Source organism: Synechococcus sp. BSA11S, assembly GCF_014224355.1.
GTDB lineage: Bacteria > Cyanobacteriota > Cyanobacteriia > PCC-6307 > Cyanobiaceae > Regnicoccus_A.
The window spans coordinates 1-26,251 of record NZ_VNWP01000007.1 but is presented as its reverse complement, the minus strand read 5'-3'; the positions used below and the strand labels follow the sequence as shown (position 1 = coordinate 26,251).

At 68.1% G+C, this 26,251-nt stretch carries 28 protein-coding genes; 7 read left to right on the top strand and 21 right to left on the bottom strand.

All coding sequences use genetic code 11. From position 1 onward, the window contains the following. Positions 1 to 37: 37 nt before the first annotated feature. The 8 genes from FPZ61_RS07985 to FPZ61_RS07950 form a co-directional block, all read right to left on the bottom strand. Entirely contained in the window at positions 38 to 313 is a 276-nt protein-coding gene (locus FPZ61_RS07985; RefSeq protein WP_185465615.1) for an FmdB family zinc ribbon protein, read from the bottom strand. Between the two features lie 85 nt (positions 314 to 398). Beyond that, positions 399 to 1,604 carry a formamidase gene (gene fmdA / locus FPZ61_RS07980; RefSeq protein WP_185465614.1) on the bottom strand — a complete coding sequence of 402 codons (1,206 nt, stop codon included), beginning with the start codon at positions 1,602 to 1,604 and terminating at the stop codon, positions 399 to 401. Positions 1,605 to 1,703: 99 nt separating this feature from the next. After that, positions 1,704 to 2,204 (bottom strand): hypothetical protein, encoded by a 501-nt coding sequence (locus FPZ61_RS07975; protein WP_185465613.1) that lies wholly within the window; start codon positions 2,202 to 2,204, stop codon positions 1,704 to 1,706. A gap of 51 nt (positions 2,205 to 2,255) precedes the next feature. Next, on the bottom strand, positions 2,256 to 3,101 hold the full coding sequence (locus FPZ61_RS07970) for an aminotransferase class IV (protein ID WP_185465611.1): 846 nt from the start codon (positions 3,099 to 3,101) through the stop codon (positions 2,256 to 2,258). After that, positions 3,102 to 4,439 carry an anthranilate synthase component I family protein gene (locus FPZ61_RS07965; protein ID WP_185465609.1) on the bottom strand — a complete coding sequence of 446 codons (1,338 nt, stop codon included), beginning with the start codon at positions 4,437 to 4,439 and terminating at the stop codon, positions 3,102 to 3,104. Further along, positions 4,436 to 5,104 (bottom strand): 7-cyano-7-deazaguanine synthase QueC, encoded by a 669-nt coding sequence (queC, locus tag FPZ61_RS07960; RefSeq protein WP_370593403.1) that lies wholly within the window; start codon positions 5,102 to 5,104, stop codon positions 4,436 to 4,438. The genes FPZ61_RS07965 and queC overlap by 4 nt, the downstream gene beginning before the upstream one ends. 102 nt (positions 5,105 to 5,206) lie before the next feature. Beyond that, entirely contained in the window at positions 5,207 to 7,237 is a 2,031-nt protein-coding gene (locus tag FPZ61_RS07955; protein WP_185465608.1) for a phosphotransferase, read from the bottom strand. After that, entirely contained in the window at positions 7,237 to 8,262 is a 1,026-nt protein-coding gene (locus FPZ61_RS07950) for a cysteine synthase A (RefSeq protein WP_185465607.1), read from the bottom strand. Before FPZ61_RS07950 ends, FPZ61_RS07955 begins: the two co-directional genes overlap by 1 nt. Before the next feature lie 101 nt (positions 8,263 to 8,363). On the opposite strand from FPZ61_RS07950, the gene egtB reads away from it, so the two are divergent. Genes egtB through FPZ61_RS07925 form a run of 5 tightly spaced genes read left to right on the top strand, consistent with a single transcriptional unit; the run spans position 8,364 to position 12,248 of the window. Beyond that, positions 8,364 to 9,605: an ergothioneine biosynthesis protein EgtB gene (gene egtB, locus FPZ61_RS07945; RefSeq protein WP_185465606.1), complete on the top strand. Its 1,242-nt coding sequence runs from the start codon at positions 8,364 to 8,366 to the stop codon at positions 9,603 to 9,605. After that, the gene (gene egtD, locus FPZ61_RS07940; protein WP_255441472.1) at positions 9,602 to 10,654 is read left to right on the top strand and encodes an L-histidine N(alpha)-methyltransferase; all 1,053 of its coding nucleotides are present in this window, start codon (positions 9,602 to 9,604) and stop codon (positions 10,652 to 10,654) included. The genes egtB and egtD overlap by 4 nt, the downstream gene beginning before the upstream one ends. Continuing rightward, positions 10,651 to 10,875, top strand: coding sequence for a hercynine metabolism small protein (locus FPZ61_RS07935; protein ID WP_185465605.1), 225 nt, complete (start codon positions 10,651 to 10,653; stop codon positions 10,873 to 10,875). Before egtD ends, FPZ61_RS07935 begins: the two co-directional genes overlap by 4 nt. A gap of 19 nt (positions 10,876 to 10,894) precedes the next feature. Beyond that, positions 10,895 to 11,434, top strand: coding sequence for a hercynine metabolism protein (locus FPZ61_RS07930; protein ID WP_185465604.1), 540 nt, complete (start codon positions 10,895 to 10,897; stop codon positions 11,432 to 11,434). 16 nt (positions 11,435 to 11,450) lie between these two features. Then, positions 11,451 to 12,248 (top strand): YdcF family protein, encoded by a 798-nt coding sequence (locus FPZ61_RS07925; protein ID WP_185465603.1) that lies wholly within the window; start codon positions 11,451 to 11,453, stop codon positions 12,246 to 12,248. Positions 12,249 to 12,279: 31 nt separating this feature from the next. Here FPZ61_RS07925 and FPZ61_RS07920 read toward each other — a convergent pair whose 3' ends face one another. From FPZ61_RS07920 to FPZ61_RS07890, 7 genes are all read right to left on the bottom strand, one after another. Next, positions 12,280 to 12,543 carry a hypothetical protein gene (locus FPZ61_RS07920; protein ID WP_006172906.1) on the bottom strand — a complete coding sequence of 88 codons (264 nt, stop codon included), beginning with the start codon at positions 12,541 to 12,543 and terminating at the stop codon, positions 12,280 to 12,282. Positions 12,544 to 12,571: 28 nt separating this feature from the next. Continuing rightward, positions 12,572 to 14,110 carry a lysine--tRNA ligase gene (gene lysS, locus FPZ61_RS07915; RefSeq protein WP_185465602.1) on the bottom strand — a complete coding sequence of 513 codons (1,539 nt, stop codon included), beginning with the start codon at positions 14,108 to 14,110 and terminating at the stop codon, positions 12,572 to 12,574. 44 nt (positions 14,111 to 14,154) lie between these two features. Next, positions 14,155 to 14,961, bottom strand: coding sequence for a response regulator transcription factor RpaB (gene rpaB / locus FPZ61_RS07910; RefSeq protein WP_185465601.1), 807 nt, complete (start codon positions 14,959 to 14,961; stop codon positions 14,155 to 14,157). 131 nt (positions 14,962 to 15,092) lie between these two features. Further along, positions 15,093 to 16,418, bottom strand: a complete 1,326-nt coding sequence (locus FPZ61_RS07905; protein WP_185465600.1) for an extracellular solute-binding protein — start codon at positions 16,416 to 16,418, stop codon at positions 15,093 to 15,095. A gap of 4 nt (positions 16,419 to 16,422) precedes the next feature. Further along, entirely contained in the window at positions 16,423 to 16,935 is a 513-nt protein-coding gene (mreD, locus tag FPZ61_RS07900; protein WP_185465598.1) for a rod shape-determining protein MreD, read from the bottom strand. A 3-nt stretch (positions 16,936 to 16,938) separates the two neighbouring features. Beyond that, positions 16,939 to 17,703: a rod shape-determining protein MreC gene (gene mreC, locus FPZ61_RS07895; RefSeq protein ID WP_185465596.1), complete on the bottom strand. Its 765-nt coding sequence runs from the start codon at positions 17,701 to 17,703 to the stop codon at positions 16,939 to 16,941. A 5-nt stretch (positions 17,704 to 17,708) separates the two neighbouring features. Beyond that, the gene (locus FPZ61_RS07890; protein ID WP_185465594.1) at positions 17,709 to 18,755 is read right to left on the bottom strand and encodes a rod shape-determining protein; all 1,047 of its coding nucleotides are present in this window, start codon (positions 18,753 to 18,755) and stop codon (positions 17,709 to 17,711) included. Positions 18,756 to 18,925: 170 nt separating this feature from the next. Between FPZ61_RS07890 and FPZ61_RS07885 the strand changes: the two genes are divergently transcribed. Then, positions 18,926 to 19,318 (top strand): single-stranded DNA-binding protein, encoded by a 393-nt coding sequence (locus FPZ61_RS07885; protein ID WP_185465592.1) that lies wholly within the window; start codon positions 18,926 to 18,928, stop codon positions 19,316 to 19,318. Positions 19,319 to 19,364: 46 nt separating this feature from the next. Here the strand turns inward: FPZ61_RS07885 and FPZ61_RS07880 are convergent, their stop codons facing one another. The 3 genes from FPZ61_RS07880 to ahcY form a co-directional block, all read right to left on the bottom strand. Next, complete coding sequence (locus tag FPZ61_RS07880; protein ID WP_185465590.1) at positions 19,365 to 20,021, bottom strand: DedA family protein; 657 nt, start codon at positions 20,019 to 20,021, stop codon at positions 19,365 to 19,367. Positions 20,022 to 20,075: 54 nt separating this feature from the next. After that, positions 20,076 to 21,734 (bottom strand): glycosyltransferase family 4 protein, encoded by a 1,659-nt coding sequence (locus tag FPZ61_RS07875; protein WP_185465589.1) that lies wholly within the window; start codon positions 21,732 to 21,734, stop codon positions 20,076 to 20,078. Positions 21,735 to 21,801: 67 nt separating this feature from the next. Continuing rightward, on the bottom strand, positions 21,802 to 23,262 hold the full coding sequence (gene ahcY, locus FPZ61_RS07870; protein ID WP_255441471.1) for an adenosylhomocysteinase: 1,461 nt from the start codon (positions 23,260 to 23,262) through the stop codon (positions 21,802 to 21,804). 104 nt (positions 23,263 to 23,366) lie between these two features. Between ahcY and tsaE the strand changes: the two genes are divergently transcribed. Continuing rightward, entirely contained in the window at positions 23,367 to 23,873 is a 507-nt protein-coding gene (gene tsaE / locus FPZ61_RS07865; RefSeq protein ID WP_185465586.1) for a tRNA (adenosine(37)-N6)-threonylcarbamoyltransferase complex ATPase subunit type 1 TsaE, read from the top strand. On the opposite strand, the gene FPZ61_RS07860 is transcribed toward tsaE, so the two are convergent. The 3 genes from FPZ61_RS07860 to FPZ61_RS07850 form a co-directional block, all read right to left on the bottom strand. Beyond that, positions 23,822 to 24,829 carry a carbohydrate kinase gene (locus tag FPZ61_RS07860; RefSeq protein ID WP_185465584.1) on the bottom strand — a complete coding sequence of 336 codons (1,008 nt, stop codon included), beginning with the start codon at positions 24,827 to 24,829 and terminating at the stop codon, positions 23,822 to 23,824. The genes tsaE and FPZ61_RS07860 overlap by 52 nt on opposite strands. Continuing rightward, a complete protein-coding gene (gene mutT, locus FPZ61_RS07855) occupies positions 24,829 to 25,971 on the bottom strand; it encodes an 8-oxo-dGTP diphosphatase MutT (RefSeq protein ID WP_255441470.1) in 1,143 nt (380 codons plus the stop codon). The genes FPZ61_RS07860 and mutT overlap by 1 nt, the downstream gene beginning before the upstream one ends. A 3-nt stretch (positions 25,972 to 25,974) precedes the next feature. After that, the coding region (locus FPZ61_RS07850; protein ID WP_304623092.1) for a sigma factor-like helix-turn-helix DNA-binding protein at positions 25,975 to 26,251 on the bottom strand (277 nt) is incomplete at its 5' end.

Below are 26,251 nucleotides of genomic sequence, written 5' to 3'. Positions count from 1 at the left end.
GCAAGGCTGAGCCGAATACTGGCACAGCAGCCTCATTTCAGCAGCCCCTGGTGACCATCCAGGGCCTGGTGCCGCTCTCTTTCAACCGGGGCTTCTGGGATGGCTCCTGGGATTTCGAGCGACTCACCAACCTGGGGCCCTTCTCCTCCTGCTTGAGGCGCAGGGGACCGGTCAAGGTCATTGGAGGACTGAAGATCCGGCTGCCGGGATCCCCGCACTGGGGGCATTCGGTGCCCACTTGGCGTGCATCAATGCTGCGCCACACTTCGTAGTTCTCGCAGCCGCTGCTGCAACGGAATTCATAAACAGGCATCGTCGGTACGCTCTGATCAAGGAGAAGAACAAGAAAAATGGACCTGCCGAAGCAGATCCATCCATCAGGTGTCAATGCAGCGGTCTCAACAGGGAAGGATGTCCTTGTCGAAGATGGAGGTGGGTATGGCCAGCGTGCAGCAGGCATTGGGAATGTCAACGATTCCGCTGATTCTTCCCTCCACCGGTGCACAACTCAACAGCAGATAAGCCTGCTCACCGGTGTAGCCGAATTTCTTGAGGTATTCAATGGCGTTCAGGCAGGCCCTCCGGTAAGCGATGTGCACATCCATGTAGTGCTGCTTACCTTCAAACTCATCCACCGAAATGCCCTCGAACACGAGATAATCGGTGAAATGGGGCTCAACCGGGCTGGTCTTGAACATGGGATTGACCATCCCATATTTCTCCATGCCACCCTTGATGATCTCCACATGGAGATCGAGATAGCCCGACATCTCAATGGCCCCGCAGAAGGAGATCTCACCATCTCCCTGGGAGAAGTGGATGTCTCCCATCGAGAGCTTGGCGCCCTCCACATACACCGGGAAGTAAATCCGGGTGCCCTTGGTGAGGTTCTTGATGTCGCAGTTGCCGCCGTGCTCCCGGGGGGGCACTGTGCGGGCCGCCTCCTTGGCGACGCGATCGAAGTCAGCGCTGGGCAGGGTGCCCAGGATGGCACTGTTGGGGTTGGGCAGGGCCGCCAGCACAGGCTCACTGCCTGAGAGGCCGGCGCCGTAGGTGCGGCGGTCGGGGGCGGTGTTCACCAGCTCGGTTTCACGGCGGTTCCACTCCCGCAGCAGCTCGTGGGATGGGGCACAGCCGATCAGGCCGGGGTGGGTGATGCCGGCGAAACGGACCCCGGGGATGTGCCTGGAGCTGGTGTAGATCCCCTCGAAATCCCAGATGGCCTTGGCCGCCTTGGGGTAGTGATCCGTGAGGAAGCCCCCGCCATTCTCCTTGGCGAAGATGCCGGTGAATCCCCATTCGTCTCCCTGGAGGGCCCCGACATCGAGAATATCCACCACCAGAATGTCGCCAGGCTGAGCTCCGTTCACCCAGACCGGCCCACTCAGGACATGGACGACTTCAAGATTCACATCGGCGATATCCTGAGGATCATCGTTGTCCTTGATCTGGCCATCGGTCCAGTCTTTGCATTCGATCCGGAACACATCCCCGGGATTGACTGAAACCACGGCTGGGATGTCGGGATGCCAACGGTTATGTCCCGGCATCTCCTGCTGGTCCATCGGCTTGGTGAGATCAACCTTGAAAAGCGTTTTCGGCATCGAATGAAGGGCTTCTGTGCGTTTTTCACCCACATCCAACGCGAGCCCCCCGAGGGAAGCAGTGTCATCGGCTACTGGACGCTGCGCTGGGCGACCCGGTCACTGGCGGGCCGTGCTGTCATCGAAATCACCACGGCGGCAGAGGTTGTCCCGGAGGCGAGCTGTCCAGGCCTGAGGCTCAAGATCGCCACTGCCCTCGATGCGCCCATCGAAGTGATAAAGAATCTGCCAGCGACTTTTGCCGCTCAGCTCACGGGCCTCAGCCACTTTCTCGATGGGGTAGCCATAGAGATTGTCGTAGGGGGGCCAGCCAGGGGTGTCCTCGAGGCTGCAGACCGCGTTGAGGGCATGCAGGCTTCCTTCGGCCGGCTGACCAGGCCCGTGCAGACGCACGGCGCCCTTGTAGAGGCCGTTGGACACCCCGGGGCGGAAGGTCTGGGCCAGCTCCACCCGGGTACCGTCCGCTTCCACCAGCGGATCACCCAGGCGGGCGTTCTGGACGGCCACCTCCTTCGGCCCGCCGCAGGCCGAGAGCCCCGCCAGCAGCAACACCAGCCAGGGGCTCACCCCTGCCGCCTCGACCCTCCTCACGCTGCTCATCCGCTGATTTCCAGACGCTATGACAACTGCCTGCGGCCAAGGGGGGTTGGATCAGTTCTCCCCGAGCAACCGGCGCCACAACCGTTCCGGCTCGGGCCAGACCGGCAGCGCCTCCCCCTCGAGGGCCCCAATCGGGCGGCAACCGAGGCTGTTGAGCAGCAGGGCGCCGTGCCGTAACTGCGGGGCCTCAAGCGGAGCCTCCGCTTCCTGGGCCAGCCCCAGGTCGAGGGCTCTCGCCCGCATCACCCCGGGCAGGCAGCCACTGGCCAGCGACGGGGTCCACCAGCCCCGGGAATGGCGCACCAGCAGGTTGGCGCTGGTGGCACAGCAGAGGCCACCGGCCGTGCTCTCGAGCAGCGCCTCGTCCTGACCTGCCGCGCGCGCCTCCAGCCTCGCCAGCACCGAGGCGCCATAGGCAAAGCTCTTGCAGGAGCTGAGCCGGCTTGCGGCATTGCGCCGCTCGAGGCGGCTGACCATCACCGAGACCGACGCGAATTCAGGCTGGGCGGGGCTGAGCTGCAACCAGAAGCGGCCTCCCCCGGCGGGGGGATCGAGGCCGCGGCCACCGTCGCCCCGGCTCCAGTTGAGGCGCAGGGCCCCGCAGCGGATGCCGCTGCGCTCGATGGCCCCGCAGGCCAGGGCCTCCACCCGCTCCAGCTCCGGTGGGGGCTGCAGTCGCAGCAGGGCCGCGCCACGCCGCCAGCGCTGGAGGTGCTCCGCCAGCAAGCGGGGGCGCCCCCCCTCCACCAGCACCGTTTCGAACAGCCCATCGGCCAGTCCCAGGCCACGATCCGAGAGGGGCACCGCCAGCCTGGCCGGAGCACCCCAGCGCCCTCCGTCAGGTCCATCGATCCAGGCGATCGGGGCGGCAGGCGGCTGGATCGGATTCCTCTCCATTCAGCCCAGGGCCTCGATCAAGGGGTCCAGCTTCCAGGCCAGTTCCTCGGCCTCGGCGGCAGGGCTGGAATCGGCCACGATGCCGCAGCCGGCATGGGCGCGCAGGCGCTGACCCCGAAGCATCAGGCTGCGGATCAGGATGTTGCTGTCGAAACGGCCATCGGCCTCGAGCAGGAACAGGGAGCCGCAGTAGGGGCCCCGGGGCACGGGCTCCAGGGCGCTCAGGCGCTGGCAGGCGCGCAGCTTCGGAGCCCCGGTGATCGATCCGCCGGGCCAGCAGGCCCTCAGCAGATCCACCAGATCGGCCTCGGGGCGCAGCCGTCCCTCCACCACGGAGGTGAGGTGGTGCACCTGCCGGTAGCTCTCCAGCCCCAGCAGCTGCGGCACCTTGATCGAGCCGCTGCGGCAGACCCGACCGAGGTCGTTGCGCAGCAGATCGACGATCATCACGTTCTCGGCCCGGTCCTTGGGGCTGGTGATCAGGTCGGCGGCAGCGGCGGCATCGGCCTCCGCCCCGGGGTGGCGCGGACGGGTGCCCTTGATCGGGCGTGTCTCCACCCGACCACCGCCCAGCAGCTGCAGGAAGCGCTCAGGCGAGGCGGAGAGCACGGCCTCGCCTGCTTCTCCGAGCGAGGCGATCGCCACCCCACCGAAGGGGGCGGGGCAATGGCGCCTGAGCCGGCCGTAGAGCTCCAGGGGTGAGACCGGCCGGGGCAGCTGCCGTTCGCGGCAGGCCGTGAGGTTGGCCTGGAACAGGTCACCTGCGGCGATCCGCTCCTGCAGGGCCGCCACCTGGCTGGCAAAGGCCTCCGGGCTGGTGTGCCAGTGCCAGCGCCCGGGCGGCAGACCCTGGCTCGGCGGCAGCGCGCCGGCCTGCTCCGCGTCTGAGGCTGCGGGGCAGGACTCGATCAAGCTCTCCATGGCGCTCAGCCGCCCGGGGTCCTCTCCCTCCAGCCAGAGACGCCGCTCGAGCAGATCAAAGCGCAGCAGCGGGTCATAACGAGCTGCCCAGAGGGTGGCGGTGTCCGGCGCGCGCCAATGGGCGGCCGGCTCCACCCAGGCACCCGCCTCATAGCCCAGCCAACCCAGCCACACCCCGCCGGCCCCCAGCATCCGCCGCAGGGCTTTGAAGGGATCGGCGGCCCCCGCCTCGGCGGGCAGGCCCCGGCACTCCACCTGCTCCAGGGGCGCCAGGGCCAGGGTCGAGGTGCGCCCCAGGGCTGTGCCATCCCCATCCAGCCAGACCAGACCCTCCAGGCCCCGGTGCTGCGCCAGCCGGTTCACCAGGGGCCAGGGCTGCCGCCACGGCAGGGGCCGGATCAGACGCTCGGGGCTCATCCAGGGCCGCGGCTGGCCAGGTCGGGGCGGCCGGCCTCACGCAGGGCGGCATCGCGGATGCGGCAGCTGTCGCAGCGTCCGCACGGAGCCTCACCTCCGGCGTAACAACTCCAGGTGCGCGCGATCGGCAGCTGCAGCCGCAGGGCCTCCTGCACGATCCGGGTCTTGCTCCAGCTCACCAGGGGCGCCCAGAGCTGGGTTCCATGGCCTTCCCGTCCGGCCTTGCTGCCCAGATCCGCCAGGCGCTGGTACGCAGCCAGGTAATCGGGGCGGCAATCGGGATAGCCGGAATAATCCACCGCATTCACGCCCAGCACCAGCCGGGAAGCCCCCCGGGCCTCCGCCAGGCTGAGCCCCAGGGCGATGAACACCGTGTTGCGGCAGGGCACGTAGGTGGGGGGGATCACCCCCTCGACCACCCCGGCGGCGGGCAGCGCAATGCCCGGATCGGTGAGGGCCGAGCCACCCCAGGCGGCCAGATTCACGGCGATGGTGTGGTGCTCGAGCAGGCCCAGGTCGCGGGCGAGGGCGGCGGCGGCCTCCAGTTCCTGACGATGGCGCTGGCCGTAATCGAAGGAGAGTCCGATCACCCGAAAGCCCGCCTCGATCGCCAGGGCCGCGGCCGTGGCCGAATCGAGCCCACCGGAGAGCAGGGCCACAGCCAACGGTGCCGCGAGGGCCGGATCCAGGACTACAGGGACGGATGGCAAGGGGGTGGCGCCGGGCAACGCAGAGCTGTGGCTTGGTCCCGCATTCTGAAGCGACCCTCAGCGGGCCTGGGGCGATCCTGACTCCTGCGGCGGTGGCGGCGCCGTCCGGGGGGACCGAGGCCGGGCCTCGGGCGTGGGGGGAGGAGACGGCTGCTGGCTCGCTGGTGGGTCTTCAGGTGGCTCGGGCTGCTGGACCCCGGGGGGCTCGTCGGGCTCCACGGGGGTGGGAGCGCGCGGGGGCGGATCAGCCCTCAGGGACAGGGTGATGAAGGCAGGGGCCACCCCTTCGTTGCTGATCAGCAGCTGGACCTGATCCCCAGGCACTGCGCCCAGGCTCACCACCCGCAGGGGTCCCTTGGGCTCGAGCAGATTCCCCTGGGCGTCGTGGACGCTCATCTGGATCAGCGGAGAGCCGTTGACTCCCAGCACCAGCTGGTGACCCCGGGGGATCCGGATCGGGAACACCCTGGCACCATTGGCATTGAGTTCAGCCGACTGGACCCGGGCCTGGCCGGAGGGGGCCTGGATCGGCTCGACGCGCAGGTTCTCCAGGGTCTGCTCGGCGGCGGCATACCAGAGCTGTCGGAACGGCTCGGCTGGCATGTCCATGCTGGCGCGCCCGGGGAGCAAGGCCTGGGCATTGCCGGAGACCAGCTGGCGCAACACGGGGGCACTCAGCCCCTGGGCGGCGAGCCGCCGCTGCTGCCCTTCCCAGGCGGAGCCACTGAAGCTGCCGAGCTTGCGCCGCACGGGGATCGGCAACTGCTCCACCCGGGCGAGCCATTCTTCCGCCAGTTCGCTCCAGACCCTGCGCAGGGGCGCGTCCTCGAGCGCATCAGACGGCAGGCGCCCGCCCCGCTCGGGGAACTGGGCCATCAGACTGGCGTCCACGAGGCCGATGAACCAGCCCCGGTCGACCTGCAGGGCCCGCAGGCGGTTGAGCAGCTCCTGACGCTGATCCACTTCCCCTGGCGGCAGGCTGGCGGTGAGTGGGCGCTCGGGCGGCTCCCTGACCTCCTCGCTCGGGGCCTGGTCGCGACCCAGCAACCACCAGCCCAGGGTGATGCCCACCACGGCCGAGATCACCAGGGCCAGCACCAGCGGCCAGAGGCGGCCTTCCACGGCCTCCTCCTTGACCTGTTGGCGACTGCGCAGAACAACGGGAGATGGTGGCGGGGCGGGGGGCTCAGGGGCCGCGACCGGGTCAGGATCGGCGGACCCGGCCGGCGCGTCCGGAGGCACCAGCGCGACGGTGCGATCGGCCCTGGCCACGGGTCCGAGGCTCTCGGGCATCGGCAACTGCTGAAAGGCCTCCAGCGCCTGGGAGGCCGAAACGAAGCGCTGGCTCGGATCGGAGCTCAGCAGGCGCTCCAGCAGGCTGCGCAGGGACGGATCGAGCTGGTCGGGGGACGGCCAGGTCCAGGCGAGGGTGGTGGGATCCAGCAGGGCCGCGGGGTCTTCGCCCGTGAGCAGCACCAGGGCCACGACCCCCAGGGCGTGAAGATCCATCCAGGGCTGAATGGGCTCACCGCGGCCCAGCTCCGCCGGCGCATAGCCGGGCGTGGCCCCTGCCGCCGACGCCCCGCCGGCACCATCGCGCACCAGGCCGAAATCGAGCAGGACCGGCAGACCGTCGCGATCCCGACGCAGCAGATTGGCCGGGCTCAGATCGCCATGCACCAGGTCCTGGCCATGGAGGGCGGCCAGCACCGGCAGCATTTGCCGCACCAGCAGCAGCACCTCTCCCGCCCCGAAGACCAGCTGACGCTCCCGCCGTGCCGTCAGCAGCTCGGCGTAGGTCGGTCCCCCCTGCCATTCGCGCACCAGCCAGAGCTCGTCCCCCCGGGGGATGGCCTCGCCGAAGCGGGGGATCTGGGGATGCAGCACCCCCTGCAGGCGGCTCCAGAGCTGCCGCCAGTGCGGCTGATCCTGGTCAGGGCCCAGCTGCCGCAGAGCCATCAGGGCACCACCGGCCAGCTGATCGCTGGCGCGCCAGAGCACCCCCTGGGGGCCACGGCTCAGCTCCGCCTCGAGGCGGTAGCGATCGGCGATCAACAGACCTGGCGCAGCGGCGGCGACTGGATCCATCAGGCCGGAATCTGCTCGCGCTGGGGCTGGCTCAGCCCGCGGGACGAGAGCCAGGCGGCGTCGTAGAGACGGGAGCGGTAGCGATCACCGCTGTCGCACAGGACGGTCACGATCGTGTGGCCGGGACCGAGCCGGCGGGCCGTCTCGACCGCCGCCGCCACATTGATCCCCACCGACCCCCCCATGAACAGTCCCTCCCGCCAGAGCAGGCTGTAGATCGTCTCCAGGGCGCTCTGGTCGTCGATGCGCACCGCATCATCGATGGGAGCCCCCTCGAGGTTGGCGGTGACGCGACTGTTGCCGATGCCTTCGGTGACCGAGTTGCCCTCGGCGTGCAGTCCTGCTCCGGTGGCCCAGGAATGGAGGGCACTGCCATGGGGATCGGCCAGCACACAGCGCACCCGCTCGGAACGTTCCTTGAGGAAGAGCGCCACACCGGCATAGGTGCCACCGGTGCCGGTGGCCGAAACCCAGGCGTCGATGCGGCCGCCGGTCTGCTCCCAGATCTCCGGGCCGGTGCTGGCATGGTGGGCGCGGCGGTTGGCGAGGTTGTCGAACTGATTGGCCCAGATGGCACCTGGAGTTTCTGAGGCGATCCGGCCCGAGAGCTTCACGTAGTTGTTGGGGTCGCGGTACGGCACCGCCGGCACCGTGCGCACCTCGGCGCCGAGGCTGCGCAGCAGGCCGATCTTCTCCGCCGACTGGGTCTCGGGAATGATGATCAGGCTGCGGTAACCACGGGCGTTGCAGAGATGGGTGAGGCCGATGCCGGTGTTTCCGGCGGTGCCCTCCACCACGGTGCCGCCTGGTTGCAGAGCACCCGACTCCTCAGCCTCCAGCAGGATTCCGAGGGCGGCACGGTCCTTGACGGACCCGCCCGGGTTCATGAATTCCGCCTTGCCGAGGATCTCGCAGCCCGTCAGCTCGCTGAGCAGACCCAGACGGATCAGCGGCGTCCTGCCGACGGCTTGCACGAAACCCCGGCTGATGCCTGCCTGGGTGCAGGATCCCTGGCGGATGCCCATGGAGGCGGCCTTGTTGCGACGGTTGGCTGTGGCCGATGGTAAGGGGGTCAGCCGCGCCCGCCGATCCCCGGTAGGCTCGCCCGCAGCTCGTTCCCATTGTCATGGCTTCCGCGGCTCCAAGCGCGGCCCTGCTGGAGCGGCTGGAAGCGGTCCGACGCCACAGCGAGGACCTGGTGGCCGGTCTGGAACCGGAGGATCTCTGCCTGCAGGGCATGGCCGATGCCAGCCCGCCCAAGTGGCACCTCGCTCACACCACCTGGTTCTTCGAGACCTTTCTCCTGCAACCGCACCTGCGCGGCCATGAGCCCGCCGACAGCCGCTGGGGGTACCTGTTCAATTCCTATTACGACGCGATCGGAGAGCGTCACCCCCGCCCCCGAAGGGGCCTGCTCACCCGACCGGCGATGCGGGAGGTGATGACCTGGCGCAGGCGGGTGGACGACGGGCTGGCGGACCTGCTCGAGCAGCTGGCCCGGCAACCCCGCTCGTCAGCCGCCCCGGTGCTGTCACTGCTGGAGCTGGGCCTGCAGCACGAACAGCAGCACCAGGAACTGCTGCTGATGGATCTGCTCGATGGCTTCAGCCGCAACCCCCTGGAGCCGGCCTACCGCCAGGTGAGCGGCAACGGCATCACGGCCCCGGCCAGGGAACCGGAAGCGGAACCTCTGCGCTGGATCGAGCATCCGGGCGGCCTGGTGGAGATCGGCGCCGATCCCGAAGGCGGGTTCCACTTCGACAATGAGGCGCCGCGGCACCGCCACTGGCTGGAACCCCATGCGATCGCCAGCCGGCTGGTGCGCAATGGCGAGTTCGCCACCTTCATCGCCGATGGGGGCTACCGCCGGCCTGAGCTCTGGATGAGCGAAGGCTGGGCCCTGGTGCAGCAGCGGGGCTGGCAGGCGCCCCGCTACTGGCGTGGCTCCGGCACCGACGCCTGGGCCTGGGAGTTCAGCCTTCATGGGCGCCGGCCGCTCCACCCCGACGCGCCGGTGCGCCACCTGAGCTGGTTCGAGGCCGACGCTTACGCCCGCTGGGCCGGCGGGCGCCTGCCCACCGAAGCCGAGTGGGAAACCGCCGCCAGCAGCGGCCATCCGGACCTGCGGGAGCTGGAGGGTCAGGTCTGGCAGTGGACCGCCAGCGCCTACCGGCCCTATCCGGGGTTCGCACCCGCCGCCGGAGCCGTGGGTGAGTACAACGGCAAATTCATGAGTTCCCAGATGGTGCTGCGTGGCGGCAGCGACCTGACCCCACCCGGCCACAGCCGGCTCACCTATCGCAACTTCTTCCCGCCCGCCAGCCGCTGGATGGCCAGTGGGCTGCGGCTGGCCCAGGAGCAGCGATGAGCAGCCAGCAAGGACTCAGGCCCCGCCTGGCACCGCAACCGGCCCTGACCATGGTTGATCTCCATCCCGCCCCGGCCGACATGGCGCGGCTGGTGAACGAGGGGCTGAGCCGCACACCCAAGCAACTGCCGGCCTGGTTCCTCTACGACAGCGAGGGCTCCCGCCTGTTCGACGCCATCTGTGAGCAGCCGGAATACGGCCTCACCCGCACCGAAACCGCCCTGCTCCGCCGCCATGCCCCCGCCATGGCCGCCGCCCTCGGGGAGGGGGTGCTGGTGGAGTTCGGCGCCGGCAGCGCCCGCAAGGTGTCGCCGCTGCTGGACGCCCTGGCGCCCCCCGCCTACGTGGCCCTCGACATCAGCGCCGCCCATCTGGAGCAGGCCTGCCGCAACCTGCAGCAGCGCCATCCCCCCATCCCGGTGCTGGGCATCTGCTGCGACTACAGCCTGCTGGAGCAGCTGCCGGAGCAGCCCTTACTTGCCGGGCAACGCCGGCTCGGCTTCTCCCCCGGCAGCTCCCTGGGCAACTTCGATCCCCACGAAGCCGTGCCCCTGCTGGCCCAGTTCGCCCGCCTGCTGGGGAGCGATGGGCGGTTGCTGATCGGCATCGACCAACCGCGCTCGGCAGCGGCGCTGGAAGCCGCCTACAACGACCGGGCCGGCCACTCCGCCGCCTTCGCCCGCAACCTCCTGACACGGCTGAACCGGGAACTGAATGGGAGCTTCGATCCCGGCGGCTTCCGCTATGAGGCCCACTGGCAGGCCCAGGAGTCACGCATCGTGATGGCCCTGGTCAGCGAGCATGACCAGCAGGTGAGCCTTGATGGAACCCCCTGGCAGTTCGCCGCCGGCGAGGCCCTGGTCACGGAGTACAGCCACAAGTACAGCCCCCAGGCGTTCATCGCCCTGGCGGCGGAGGCGGGCTGGCGCGCCCTGGAGCGTTGGAGCGCCGACGATGGCAGCTTCAGCCTGCACCTGCTGCAGCCCTTCCCGAAGCGACCGCACCAGGCAGACTCAGGACCTGACTTGCAGCGAGGAGGCCGGCGATGAGCAGGGACGACCAGCGTCGGGCGATGCGCGAGACCCGTGAAGGCCTGATCGAGCAACTGGAGCAGCTCTACCGCGAGGCTTTCGATCGCATCGGTGAGCAGGACCTCGGTGAAGGGGCGATCGCCCGACTCACCCAGCTGCTGCTGCGCTCCCGCGAAGCGGCGATCACGCCCCTGCAGGAGGAAATCGAAGCCCCCCTGATCACCCGCGCCGCGGAGTGAGCCCCCTTTCGTCTCTTCCATGAGCAGCAGCAGCTGGTTCGAGCAGTTGGAGGCACAGCTGGAGCAGCAGCTGGAGGCCTTCCTGGGCAGCCATCCCGATCAGCAGGAGCTGCTGGAGCGCGAGGAACTGCTGGAGCGCCAGCGGCGCCTGCACCGGCAACGCCTGCAGATCCAGGCCCAGGCGGAGCAGCTGCGCCAGGCCCTGCTGCAGATCGCCGGCGAGATCACCCAGTGGCAGAAGCGCGTGCAGCGGGCCAAGGCCGCCGGCGCCCAGGAGCTGGCGGCGCGTGCCCAGGCCCATCAGGGTCAGCTGATGGGGCAGGGGCGGGACCGTTGGCAGCAGCTGGGCGAGCTGGGCAAGGAGTTCGCCCGGGTGGAGCAGGACTTGCTGGAGCTGGAACAGCGGCAGCGCCCAGGGCCCCGCAAGTCTTCCGGCCGGTCTGCCGCGGCCGCGGCCGAACCGCCGGTGGAGGGCGACCTCGAAGGGGCCTGGGCTGATTTCGAGGCGCGCCAGGAGCTCGAGGAGCTGCGGCGGCGCTCCCGGCCCGGCGGCCCCTGAGCCGGAGCTCTGCCCCTTGGCCTTTCTGCTCTCGAAACTGCTGACGCAACTGGTGTATCCCCTCAGCCTTGGCCTGCTGCTGGGGGTGGCCGGCCTGCTGGGATCACGGCGTCGCTGGGGCGGCCCGCTGGGGGGCTGTGGCCTGGCTCTGCTCTGGATCAGTGCCATGCCGTTCACGGCCCGGGAACTGGTCTGGGGGCTGGAGGCCCGCAGCGCTGCACTGACCCCCTCACCCCTGCCCAGCGGCGACGCCATCGTGGTGCTGGGAGGTGGCCTGCGGGCGGCGTTGCCGCCCAGGGCAGGCGTGGAGGTGAACGAGGCCGGCGACCGGCTGCTGAGCGGAATCAGGCTGCTGCGGGCCCGACAGGCCCCGCTGCTGGTGCTGAGCGGAGGCCGGGTCAGCTTCCGCGAGGGTGACCCAGCGCCAGCGGAGGCCGTCAGCGCCCGCGACCTGGCCATGGAACTGGGGATCCCAGCCAATCAGCTGCTGGTCAGTGATCAGGCCAGGACCACGGCTGAGGAGGCCCGGGAACTCAGGCTGATCGGCAAGGCCCGTGGCTGGAGCACGGTCCTGCTGGTGACCAGCGCCCTGCACATGCCCAGGGCCCTGGCCAGCTTCCGCCGCCAGAGCGGGCTCAGGGTGATTCCGGTGGCCTGCGACTACCTGCTGCCGGCCCGTGACCAGCTCGGCAGCCCCAGCCCGGGATCGGTGCTGCTCTCGCTCTGGCCCGATGCCGGCTCCCTGCTGCTGACCAGCCAGGCCATCAAGGAACATCTGGGTCTGATCACCTACCGCCTGAGGGGCTGGAGCTGATCAGGCTGCCCTGAAGGGCGCAGATCCAGGGCTACTTCTTGGGAGCCGGGGGTTCCAGGCTCACGCCCTCAGGTGGAGGGGTGGGGTCGGGATCGGCGATCAGCATGTGCTGAAGCACGATCTCGGGCCGTTCACTGTCGCGCCAACGGATGCGGTAGGCCGGCATCTTGGTGCCACGGCTTGTGGTCTGCTCCACGGGCTCCATCACCCAGCCCCGGCGGGACCGCCCCTGGGGATTGCGCTTGACCACCGCATCCGCGTGCTTGAAGCGGAAACCGACGCGCTCACCGCTCATGGGCTGGGAAATAGTCCAACTCGCTTCATTATCCCATTGCGCCGGAACCCGCCCCCGCCGGCGGCGCTTCAGGCCGCAGCAAGGGGAAGGCGATCACATCGCGGATGCTGGGACTGTCCGTGAGCAGCATCGCCAGCCGATCGATGCCGATGCCCAGCCCGCCGGTGGGGGGCATGCCCACCTCGAGGGCATGCAGGAAATCCTCATCGACGCCATGGGCCTCCAGATCGCCGGCCGTGCGGCGCTCCTGCTGGGCCTCCAGCCGCCGCCGCTGATCGAGCGGATCGATCAGCTCGCTGAAGGCGTTGGCGGTTTCACGGCCCACGATGAACAGCTCGAAGCGCTCCACCAACCCGGACTTGCTGCGGTGGGCGCGAGCCAGGGGGGAGATCTCCACCGGGTAATCGGTCACGAAGGTGGGCTGAATCAGCAACTCCTCCACCCGTTGCTCGAAGGCTTCGTTGAGCAGACGCCCCAGGCTGTCGGCCGCCTCGGGCACCTCCAGCCCCGCCGCGGCCATGGCGGCGGCGGCCTGCTCGCGGCTGCTGAACCCGTTGAAATCCAGACCCGTGGCCTGCTCCACCAGCTCATGCATCGTGGCCCGACGCCAGGGGGGGGTGAGATCAATGGCGGTGCCCTGGTACTCGATGGCCGTGGTGCCGCACACCTGCTGGCAGACCGAGGCGATCAGCTCCTCGGTGAGCGCCATCATGTCGGTGTAATCGGCGAAGGCCTGGTAGATCTCGACCGTGGTGAATTCGGGGTTGTGGCGGGTGCTCACCCCTTCGTTGCGGAAGATCCGGCCCAGTTCATAGACCCGCTCGAAACCACCCACCACCAGGCGCTTGAGGTGCAGTTCGGTGGCGATCCGCAGCACCAGGGGCAGATCGAGGGTGTTGTGGTGGGTGGTGAAGGGACGGGCTTCAGCACCTCCGGCCTCAGCGTTGAGCACCGGAGTCTCGATCTCCAGGAACTGCCGCTCATCCAGCCAGCGGCGGATGCCGCTCACCAGCAGGGCCCGGCGCCGAAAGGTCTCGCGGGTGTGGGGGGAGACCACCAGGTCGAGGTAGCGCTGGCGGTAGCGCTTCTCCACGTCCGCCAGACCGTGCCACTTGTCGGGCAGGGGCTGCAGGGACTTGGTGAGCATCTGCCAGTCGGTCACCTTCACCGAGAGCTCGCCCCGGTCGGTGCGGCGCAGACTGCCGGTCACACCGATCCAGTCGCCGGAGTCCACCAGGGAGGTGAGCTGGGCGAAGGCGTCGGGTTGATCCGGCAGAGAGGCCGCCAGGGTGGCCTTCTCGATGAACAGCTGGATCGGGCCGGTCTCGTCGAGCAGGGTGAAGAAGGCCAGCTTGCCCATCACCCGCCGGGTCATCACCCGGCCGGCCACCGCCACCCGCAGATCACGCTCCTGGCCGTTGGGCAGGTCGGCATGGAGCCGCTGCAGCTCGGCGTGGCGGTGGCTGGGATCGAAGCGCAGGCCGTAGGGACCCTGACCCAGGACTCTGAGCGCCTCAGCCTTCTCCAGGCGGGCCTGCTCCAGGCGGTTGAGGCGCGTCTCCGGCAAGGGGGCAGATCTCGGACGGGAGATCCATCCTGCAGGAGAGGGTCTCAGGCCGTGGCCACAACGACCGCCTCGGCCATCCGCTGGGAGGCATAGCCGGTACCACGCACCGTGAGGATCAGCTCGGGGTTGCGCGGATCGGGCTCGAGCTTGCCGCGCAGGCGGGCCACGTAGACATCCACCACGCGCAGGTCGGCGGCACGGCGGGGGGGATACCCCCAGAGCTGCTCAAGGATCTCGGCCCGCGGCACCACCCGGCCCGGATCGCGGAAGAGCAGCTCCAGCAGGCTGAATTCGGTGTAGGTGAGACCGATGCGCTCCCCGTCGCGGGTGACCTGACGACGGTTGGTGTCCACCACCAGATCACCGACACGCATCACCCCCTGACCAGCCGGCACGTCCCGCGCCTCCACGGCTGCGGACCCCCGGCCCACCCGCCGCAGGATCGCGGCGATGCGGGTTTCGAGCTCCTTGGGGCTGAAGGGCTTGGGCAGGTAGTCGTCGGCTCCGAGATCAAGGCCGGCCACCCGCTCGGTGATGGCATCGAGCGCGGAGAGAAAGATGATCGGCACGCAGGATTCCGCCCGCAGCCGGCGACAGACGGCGAAGCCATCCAGCTTGGGCAGCATCACGTCGAGCACCACCAGGTCGGGCTGCTCGTCGTGGAAGAGGGCCAGCGCCTGCTCGCCGTCCTCGGCGCAGAGCACCCGGTAGCCGGCCAGCTGCAGGCGCATTACCAGCACCCGGCGCACGGTGGCTTCGTCGTCGACGACCAGGACGGTGGCCCGTGGCTCTGTTGAGGACTCCGGGGAAGACTCACCCTGCTGGTGCTGGGGATCCGCTTCCTGGGGCATCGGAGACCAGTCATGAAGAAAAGCAACTCTACCTTGTGCTGCAGTTACAAAGCGACGATCCCCAGCCCATCAGCGGGGACTCAGTCAAGACTTAAGGATTTGTTCAACAACCTGCGAGGCCTGACGATCGCTCAGGGCCAGCGGGCTTCGGCATAGACGTTCCAGTCGCGCTCGGCCTCAGAGAGGGCCTGATCGCTGTCGATCTGGCCGAGCATCGCCCGTTGCAGCTGGCGGTAGAGGATCGCCTGCAACCGTTTCACCCCCGGGGTGGCAGGCACCAGAACACGGGCCTGTCCGAGGGTTTCCACCGATTGCAGCCGCGCCTGCCGCACCAGCGCCTCCTGGGCATTGGCGGGCTTCTCCTGGAGCAGGTTCTCCTTGATGCGCTCCAGGGCCTGCCGTGCCGAAGGCAGCACCCGGGCTTCCTCAGCGAAGCGGGCCTGATTGAGGGCATTGGTGAGGTAGAGCGCGAAGCTGAGCGCCTGCTCCGGCTTCGTGCTCTGGCGTGACACGGCCAGGTTCATCACCGCCACGTTCGCCAGGCCATCAGGCCCCGTCAGCGGCGGCCCGGGCTGGGTCACATCGGCAATGCCCGGGGCGTTGGTCTGAATGCTGCGCAGAAACTCCGCACCACTGGAGAGCAGGGCCAGCTCGCCGCTCTGGTAGAGCTCCACCGCCCTGCGGTAGCCCTGGCTGACCACCTCCCGCGGCAGCAGGCCACGCCGGTAGAGGTCGGTCCAGAAGGCGAAGGCCCGGCGACCTGCCGGGGTGTTGAAGGCCGCGCGCTGGCGCTGATCCTGCAGGGTCACCCCCATCTGCACCATCGACTCCAGCAGCTCGGCGGAGTCATCGGGCACCACCGTGACGAACAGGGCGTATTTGCCGGTGCGGGACCTGACGGCCTCGGCGAAGGCGGGCACCTCCTCCCAGCGGCCGGGCGGCTGGCTGTAGCCCGCCCGATCGAGCAGGTCGCGGTTGCTCAGGGAGATCCTCGCCGTGAGATACCAGGGAATCGAGAACTGCCCGCCGGCCTGGCGGCTGGCCTGCCAGATCAGGGGCAGGTAGGTGCCGGCGGCCTCCGGGGGCAGCAGCGGACCCAGATCCAGCAGCCCCCCCTTGCTGGCGAGGTTGGCCGCGAACAGTGGATTGAGGTTCACCACGTCGGGTGCCGTGCGGGCGAACACCGCCGCCAGCAGCTTGCGTTCCACCGATCCCCAGGGCACATCGGTCCAGCGCACCTTGAGGCCCGGATTGTCGCGCTCCCAGGCGGCGATCACCCCATGCAGGTAATCGTTGAACTTGGGGGCCAGATCCAGGGTCCAGAACTGCAGCTCCGGCCCGCTGGGGCGACGCACTCCGCAGCCGGCCAGCAGGGCGAGCAGACCGGTGCCCAGGAGCTCACGTCGGCTCCAGCGGCGGCCTGGGCGCAAGGGCCGATCCTGCCTCGGTTTCGTCATCCCATCACCCCCGCGCGGTGGCACTGTGCCGTCGCCAGAGCAGCAGCAGCAACGAACAGATCATCGGTGCCAGCAGCGCCGTGACCAGCACCTGGGCCAGCAGGGTGTGCAGGCTGGCCGCCGTCAGCAGCGACTCCCAGCCGCTGGACCACTGCCGCTGGAGCAGCACGCTCAGTCCCAGCACGGCCGAGCCGAGCATGGCCAGCAGGCCAAGGCTGAAACTGCGCTCGATCGGTGGGCGTCGGCGGGGCAGTCGCCCCCACCACCAGCCCAGCAAAGCCAGGGCCGGCATCTGGGTGGCGCTCCCCAGGTGGAGGGCGTCGAGCATCAGGCCCAGGGCCAGCCCAGCCAGGGCGCCCGAGAGCGGCCCGTCCACCAGCGACCACGGCAGCAACCAGATCACCGCCCAGCTGGGGGGAACCCCCCCGAGCCGCAGGAAGCCGGGCGCGGCCAGGGTGAGCAGGGGCACCACCAGAGCACTGAGCACGAAGACCGGTCGGCGATGCAGTCTGCCCATCGCTCAGGATCCCGCCGGAGCCGGCCCCTGGCGGGTCAGCACCTGGACCCAGTCGACCGAGGCCACAGGGGCGCTGAGCTGCACCACCGCCACCGTGGCCGGCACCGCCTTTTCATCGACCGACTGGATCACGCCCACGCTCAGCCCCGGCGGCACCAGGGTGCTGGCGGGGGAGGTGACCACCACGTCCCCCGGACGGACCTGGGGATCCTTTTCGAGGAAGCGCAGCACGGGGCGGCTGCTGCCCACCCCGGTGAGCAGACCATGGCGCTGGGTCCGCCCCACCCACACCCCCACCTTGCTGGCGGTGTCGGTGAGCAGGGCGACCTGCGCCGTGGTGGGGGTGACACTCTCCACCAGTCCGATCAGGCCGCCCGGGGCGATCACCGCATCTCCTTCCTGAATGCCCTGGATCTCGCCGGCGCCCAGCAGCAGTTGATGCCACCAGTCGCCGGGCTCGCGGGAGATCACCGGGGCGGTCACCTTGCCGGGGTCCGCCCGCTGCAGGTCGAGCAGTGTGCGCAGCCGGCGGTTGTCGAGCTCCAGCTGGCTGAGCCGCGACTGCTGATCCACCTGCTGGGCCGCCTGCAACCACTCCTTCTGGGCACTCCCGGGCCAGAAGGGGCGGCTGATCAGCGCGTAGGCATCGCTGAGCACGGCGCCCTTGCTGAGTCGAACCGCCACCAGGCCGAGCGCCACCAGGGCCCAGGGCCAGGCTCCGACCACCGGCCGCAGCCAGGGGACGCGGAAGAGGCGTCCGAGAGGCACTGAACTCAGGAGGAGAGACGGGCGAAGTCAGGAGTATCAAGCACCCGCTCCAGCCGTTTGTAATCCTCCAGGACCTGGCCGCAGCCGTTGACCACGCAGAGCAGGGGATCCTGGGCCACGTGGGTGAGGATGCCGGTCTCGTGGCTGATCAGCTCGTTGATGCCGCGCACCAGGGCACCGCCGCCGGCCAGCATGATGCCGCGATCGACGATGTCGGCGGCCAGCTCGGGGGGGGTGCGCTCGAGGGTGCGTTTCACCGCCTCAACGATCACGTTGAGCGGTTCGGCCATCGCCTCACGGATGTCCCCGGCGCGCACATTGATCGTGCGCGGCAGACCGGAGAGCAGGTGCAGGCCGCGCACGTCCATCGAGGATTCGTCGTGGCTGTCGTCGGGGAAGGCGGAACCGATCCGGATCTTGATCTCCTCGGCGGTGCGCTCGCCCACCACCAGGTTGTGCACCTTCTTGAGGTACACGGTGATGGCATCGCTGATTTCATCGCCCGCCACCCTCACCGACTCGCTCAGCACGGTGCCGCCGAGGCTGAGCACGGCCACTTCGGTGGTGCCGCCGCCGATATCGACGATCATGGTGCCCACGGGCTCGGTGACCGGCAGGCCGGCGCCGATGGCGGCCGCCACCGGCTCATCGATCAGATGCACCTCGCGGGCGCCGGCCAGGCCGGCCTCACGCACGGCGCGACGCTCCACGCCGGTGACACCGCTGGGGATGCCGATCACCAGCCTGGGCGCCACGATGCCGCGCCCCTCGTTGCCCTTCTGGATGAAGGACTTGATCATCATCTCGGCGGCATCGAAGTCGGCGATCACCCCATCGCGCAGGGGGCGCACGGCGCGGATGTTGCCGGGGGTGCGCCCGAGCATCAGCTTGGCCTCATCGCCCACAGCCAGGGGCACACCCTTTTCCAGATCAAGGGCCACCACCGACGGTTCCTGCAGCACGATCCCCTTGCCGGAGACGTACATCAAGGTGTTGGCCGTTCCCAGATCGATGCCGATGTCACGGGAGAGCTGGAACCGTCTGAAGAACACTGGTGAGCCGCCAAGCGGGGCGAATCATAGGTGGGCCCCCTGGAGGGTCCCTCGCCGGACCCAGGGGTGGGACATCCGGGCCGAAGGGTGGAACCAGCAGAGAGAAGCGCTGCAGGACGTGGCGCATCATGGGTCCAAGTGACCCCATCCCCCCCTTACTGGAGATCCCCATGGGTGTGAATTCCGTGACCCTGGTCGGCCGTGCCGGCCGCGACCCCGAAGTGCGTTACTTCGAATCCGGCAGCGTGGTGGCCAACCTCACGCTGGCCGTGAACCGCCGCAGCCGCGACGACGAACCCGACTGGTTCAACCTCGAGATTTGGGGCAAGCAGGCCCAGGTGGCTGCGGATTACGTCAGGAAAGGATCCCTGCTGGGCATCATCGGCTCCTTCAAACTCGACCGCTGGACGGATCGCACCAGCGGTGAGGAGCGCACCAAGCCTGTGGTGCGGGTCGACCGGCTGGAACTGCTGGGCTCGAAGCGCGACGCGGAGCAGGGGGCCTATGGCGAAGGCGACGCCTATGGCGGTGGTGAGCCCAGCAGCGAGGAAGTGCCCTTCTGAGCTGAGGCCAGGCGGGCGGCCTGCGGGGCGAGGGCTCGCTCTGTTTTCAGTGGCTGTTCTGTCGCTTGTTCCAGGTCCTCACCCCCAGCCAGGCCAGGAAGCCCAGCACAGCCAGCACCAGCAGCAGCTTGATCACCTGGGCCACGGGCTCCAGCCAGAGCTCCACGTTGCTGTAGCCCTCACCGAGGACCATGCCGGCCACGGTCAGCAGCAGGGTCCAGATCAGACTGCCGGCCGTGGTCCAGAGCAGAAAGGGAACGAACGGCATCATCTCGATGCCGGCGGGCACCGAAATCAGGGTGCGGATGCCAGGCACCAGCCGTCCCCAGAACACCAGGGCGGTGCCGTGGCGATTGAACCAGGTGCGGGTGCGGTGCAGCTCCCTGGGGCTGATGCCGATCCAGCGACCGTGGCGCTCGAGCCAGTGCTCGATGCGCTGTTCATTGACCAGACGGCCCACGCCGTACCAGGGCAGGGCCCCCAGCACCGTCCCCCCCAGGCCGGCCAGCACCACGGGCACGAGAGACAGCTGACCCTGCTGCACGTAAAAGCCCCCCAGAGGCATGATCAGCTCCGAGGGGATGGGGGGGAACAGGTTCTCCAGGAACATGGCCCCGAAGATGGCCCCATAACCGGCGATCGGGTTGGCAGCCACGGCAGCACCGATCAGTTCGGGCAGCTTCTGGACCAGTTCGATCGCCATCCGGGGTCATCTGCGTTGCCCGCAAGTCTTCCATGGGGCGGTCAGGTCTGTGAATCAGTCAGCCACGCGCAACAAGTGCAACTTGATCAGCCAAACAAGAGACCTGAACACGAGAGCGCGTCGCTCAAGTGGTAGAGTCGCCAAAAGCTGATGCGCAGGTTGAGGACCATGAGCAGCGGCCGCTAGAATGGCTGCTATTTCCTCATGAGTCGGCAAGACCCTTAATGCAAATGCAACCATCGCTAAGGAAGCTAATTCATGGTAACGCTTCATAGAGCTCTTGATATCCGTATCGACCAACCCAACACGAGTCTGAGGCTTGAGCACGGCGGATGGGTAACCAGCAAAGGCCTTGAAAGGGTCCATCCTCGCAGGCCAAGAGCCTGACGATTTTGCTGATTCCTGCGATGTCGCAGAAGACGTCCGGCGCTCCGCCAGTTCTTGCCAGAGCTGCTCATATCGTGGAATGATGGTCCTCCAGTCAAACAGTTCCTGCGCACGAAGGCGACCCTGTTGCCCCATCTGTCGCCGAAGCGCGGGGGACTGAAATAGGCGAGCGAATGCAGCAGCCGCAGCGTCGACTTCGACGGCGACGAAAGAACAGGTATACCCGCAGTACTGGTCGTAAGTATCAGTCTCGAGGGCATGTCTCTGAGCCAGATCCCATCCTAGTCCAGATGGTGGCATCAGGGTCGGAATAAGGAACCCATCCTTGCCATGGCGCACCGTGTCGCGGTAGCCATTCCAATCGGAGACAACGACAGGAATCCCTGCGGCCATGGCCTCGATCGGCGTAATGCCAAAAGTTTCCTGGATGCTGTCGGAGAGTGAAACAAAAACGTCTGCACCCGCCCAGGCCTGGCTCCTCTGATGAGGATCTCGGCCATCCAGATTAAGCACTTTGATATGGGGAGAGGCCACCTGAGCCGCCTCCGCAAACGCACCAGAAATAGCATCATTCGCATGCCAACCACACTCCACCAGGAGCACACTTGTCCCAGTTTTCTGGGCAGCCAACTCCAACGCCTGATAGGAACCCAGCGGATGAGCCTTTGCATGGAAGGATAGCCGCCCCATAAACATTACAACCACAGTGCTCGATTTAATCTTCCAGGAGGCCCTGGCCTCAGCTCGCATGGCCTCGGAAAAGGCGAAGTCATGAGCGTGAATACCCAAAGGAATAACAGGCAACTGCGGGCGAACAATTCTCGTGGCTCCGAGATGTGATCGTAAAAACTCTTCTTGACTATCCAATAATCGCCCAACATTGCCCTTCACGGCCTCACTCGTGCAGATCAAGGCATCCCAAGACTGAATGGGACTGACCATCATCTGGATGATCGAGTCCATCGCCCCCGCAGAACACGTGGTGTGGGTAATTCCACAAAGGCTCCAGAGATTATGGCCAAACAAGGATCGCTTGAGGGCCAAACCACCAATGCCTGGGCTTGGATAGAACAAGGATCCAGGCATGGCCAGGCGGCCTAAAGAGGCGTGATCAATAAAGTGAGTTGACTTAATGACTCCTACATTTTCCAAATGGGCCCGGAACTGCTTGGCATGCTCAGGATCAACGACATGAATCCACAACTCTGCGGAGGTGCCATAGCGCAAATAACCACGCAAAAATGACTCTCCAGCAACATGTCTGCCCATGATATTCTTGCCCGCCGTCGTATACCCGTCAGGATGATAGAAGAGACAGGCAGACATATCCGAAGATCGAAGGAAGCGTCAAGAGGGATGGGAAGGATACTCTTCTTCCAGCCCCAATCCAGGCTCAATAGCGGTAATGGTCACTCTTGTATGGACCTTCCACCGGCACATTGATGTAGCTGGCCTGCTCGGGCGTGAGCTCGGTGAGACTGGCGCCGATCTTGTCGAGGTGGAGGCGGGCCACCATCTCATCGAGGTGCTTCGGCAGCACATACACCTCCTTGCCGTACTCGGCGCCATTGCTGAACAGCTCGATCTGGGCCAGCACCTGGTTGGTGAAGGAGTTGCTCATCACGAAGCTGGGGTGGCCGGTGGCACAGCCCAGGTTCACCAGCCGGCCTTCGGCCAGCAGGATGATCCGGTTGCCGCTGGGCAGCAGCACGTGATCCACCTGGGGCTTGATGTTCTCCCAGGGGTACTGCTTCAGGGACGCCACATCGATTTCGTTGTCGAAATGGCCGATGTTGCACACGATCGCCTGATCCCGCATCTTGATCAGATGGTCGTGGGTGATCACGCGGAAGTTGCCGGTGGCGGTCACGAAGATGTCCACATCGCCCACCACGTCGTCGAGGCGCACCACGCGGTAGCCCTCCATGGCGGCCTGCAGGGCGCAGATCGGATCGACTTCGGCGATCATCACACTGGCCCCCAGCCCCCGCAGCGACTGGGCCGAACCCTTGCCCACATCGCCGTAGCCCATCACCAGGGCCACCTTGCCGGCCACCATCACATCGGTGGCACGCTTGATCGAATCCACCAGGGATTCGCGGCAGCCGTAGAGGTTGTCGAACTTGCTCTTGGTGACCGAATCGTTGACGTTGATCGCCGGGAAGGGCAGCTCACCGCCCTTCTGCATCTGGTAGAGACGGGCCACCCCGGTGGTGGTTTCCTCAGTGACGCCCTGGATCTGGGCGTGGATGCGGGAATAGAAGCCGGGCTGGGCAGCCAGGCGCTGGCGAATCGCGTTGAACAGGGCGATCTCCTCCTCGCTGCCGGGGTTGTCGAGCACCGTGGGGTCCTGCTCCGCCTTGGTGCCGAGCACCACCAGGCCGGTGGCGTCACCGCCGTCGTCGAGGATCATGTTGGGCGTGCCGCCATCGGCCCACTCCATGATCCGGTGGGTGAAAGCCCAGTACTCATCAAGGCTTTCGCCCTTGTAGGCGAACACCGGGATGCCGGCGGCTGCAATCGCGGCGGCCGCGTGGTCCTGGGTGGAGAAGATGTTGCAGGAGGCCCAGCGCACTTCAGCGCCGAGGGCCACCAGGGTTTCGATCAGAACGGCCGTCTGGATCGTCATGTGCAGGGAGCCGGCGATGCGGGCGCCCCTGAGCGGCTGCTGGGCACCGAACGTGCGGCGCAGGGCCATCAGACCCGGCATCTCGGTTTCGGCAATGGCCATCTCCTTGCGGCCGAATTCCGCGAGGCCAAGATCGGCGATCACATACGACGCGGAGGATTGCAGGCCCGCCAGGCCTTGGCTCAGCGTGGAATCGGCCACGGCCGAGGGGGGGGATACCACCATGGGTTGAAGACGCTCCCTCAAGGGAGGACGATGGGAAGGAAATATCTGCAGAGACGCCGAGGCTTCGGGCTCGCTGGAGGAGAATCTACAGGCGGCGTGAGGGCATGGGCGAGTTGATCGGGTGCGGGCAGGGCTGGCGGCGTCGGCTGAGCGACGCCGCAGCGACCCGAGCGCTGGGGGCTGACCTGGCGGAACGGCTGTTGGAGCAGGGTCCTCGGCTGCTGCTGCTCGAGGGCGATCTCGGCGCCGGCAAGACCTGCCTGGTGCAGGGGCTGGCGCAGGGTCTGGGCATCAGCGAGCCGATCACCAGCCCCACGTTTGCCCTCGCCCAGCACTACGCCGGCCGGCGCGCCGGCCGAACCACCGACCTGGTTCACCTCGACCTCTACCGCCTGGAGCAGCCTGCCTCCGCCGAAGAGCTGTTCGCCCAGGAGGAGGAGGAGGCCCTGGCTCTGGGGGCCGTGCTGGCGGTGGAATGGCCCGAGCGGCTGCGCTTCTCGCCGGCGCCCGCCTGGCGGGTGCACCTGGCGGCCGAGGGCGAGGGGCGCTTCGCGCTGGTTCAGGAACCGGAAGGGGTCAGCTCCACCGCCGCCAGGAAAGCCATCACCTGAGCCTCCGTGGGCTGGGGATCGATCGCCCCGGCCCCCTGGCAGACCAGGGCCCCGCACCCACTGGCAAAGCGCATGGCGTCATGCACCTGCTCCGCTGGGGCGGCCGCCAGCAGCTCCGGCTCCTGGCAGAGCCGGTGCAGCACTCCGGCCAGGAACGCATCCCCAGCCCCGGTGGTGTCCACCACCGGCACCGTGAAGGCCTCCAGGCGACCGGCCTGACCCCCAAGCCACCAGGTGAGAGCGCCGGGGCCGTCGGTGATCAGCACGGCGGGCGCCTGGGGCAGGGACGCACTGATGTGCTGGGGGTCGCGGCTGCCGGCGATCCAGTCGGCCTCCTCGGCGGAGACCTTGATCAGCGCGGCCCGGCTCAGCAGCGGCCGAAGGCTCTCCAGAGCCTGCTCAGGTGAGGTGGGCCAGAAGGTGGGACGCCAGTTCACATCCAGGGCCAGCGGGATCCCGGCCTGCTCGGCCCGCTCCACGGCGAACCGCAGGGCGGTGGCGGAGGTGGGGGTCGCCAGGGGAATCGTGCCCACCAGCAGCCAGCGGGCACCCGCGAGCAACTCCTCCAGGGGTGCCGCCAGGGCAGAGGCCTCGACGGCCTGGTCGGCGAACCCGTCCCCCTTGTCGCCGGCAAATCCACCGAAGCTGCGATCACCTGAGCTGTCACGGCGCACCAGCACCGTGCGGCTGGGCCGCTCGGGATCCCACTGCAGGGCCCGGTTGTCCACACCCCGTGAACGGAGTATCTCCCGGAAGGCGACGCCGATCCCATCCTCTCCGAGCCGACCCAGCAGAGCCGAGCCCGTGCCCAGCCTCGCGAGGGCGCAGGCCACATTGGCGGGGGCCCCACCCAGGCAGTCTTCGATGGGCTGGTCGGTGGCCGGATCCCCGCCCGGAGGACCGAGCCGATCCACCAGAGCTTCTCCGAAACACAGCACCTGGGGAGGAGTGGTCATCAGGCCGGGGGCAGCTCCTGCCCAGCATGGCCGCCATGGCCCCGGCGGCCGAGCCAGGCCTGAAGAGCGGCGATGATCCGGGCGTTGGCCGCCGGAAAGGGAAACGCCGACAGCCGCTGCGGTTCCACCCAGCGCACCTGCTGGCTGGCCAGGGGCTGGGGCTCGCCCCCGAGCCAGCGGCAGAGATGGACGATGAAGCGCAGCCGCTTGTGGCTGTAGGCGTGCTCGAGGCGGATCAGCTCCTCACCCACCTCCACCTCGATCGCCAGCTCCTCGCGCAGTTCCCGGTGGATGGTGTCGTGAATCGACTCGCCGCTCTCCTGCTTGCCCCCGGGGAACTCCCATAGCCCCCCCAGCAGCCCCTCCTCCAGCCGCTGATCGATCAGCACCCGTCCGGTGCCATCGAGCACCACTCCCACACCGATCACCTGGAAGGGCAGTGGGGTGGGGGTGTCCTTCACGGGAAAGCGGGTGGGGTCGCCGGCAGCGTAGGCAGCGCAGTGGGACTGCCAGGGGCAGGCGCCACAGCGGGGCTGGCGGGGGGTGCAGACGGTGGCGCCCAGATCCATCAGGGCCTGGTTGAAGGCCCGCGGCCGCAGCGGATCCAGCAGCTCCTGGCTGCAGCGCCAGAAGAAGGCCAGGGCCCGCTGGGGTGGCTGCGGCCAGGCCAGCAGGCGCGCCAGCACGCGGCGCACATTGCCATCGAGGATCGGGAAAGGCTGATCGAAGGCGGAGCTGAGGATGCTCCCCGCCGTGCTCCGACCGATCCCCGGCAGCGCCTGCCAGCCCTCCAGATCGCTGGGCCAGCCGTGGGCGGCCAGCAGCCCCGCGGACCGGTGCAGCCGGCGGGCGCGGGAGTAGTAGCCGAGACCCTGCCAGTGCAGCAGCACCTGGTGCTGGCTCGCCTCAGCCAGGGCGACGACGTCGGGGAAGGCCAGCATCCAGCGCTCCCAGTAGGGGCGCATCACCGCCAGCTGGGTCTGCTGGAGCATCACCTCGGCCACCCAGATGCGATAGGGGCAGAGGGGCTGACCATCCCGTGGGACGCCGCCGTCGGAGCTCAGCTTCCAGGGAATCCCATGGCGGCCATGCAGAGTCCACCAGGCGAGCAGATCGCGGCGCAGCACCCGCGCATCCGGCAACGCTCAGACCATGGCGGCATCGCTGTAGTCCTTCACCTGATCGCTCAGCCGGCGCAGGGCCGCCAAGCCGTCGCGCTCGAGGTTGCGGATGCGGTCGCGGCTCATGCCCAGGATGCGGCCGATGCCCGTGAGGCTCATCGGCTCCTCCACGTCGATGCCGAAGCGCATGGTCAGCACGTTCCGCTGCAGTTCCGGCAGTTGCTCCAGCAGCGCACGCATGTCCCCCCGCAGGCATTCCCCGTCCACGCTCTCCGCCGGCAGCGTCCCGTCCGCCTGCAGC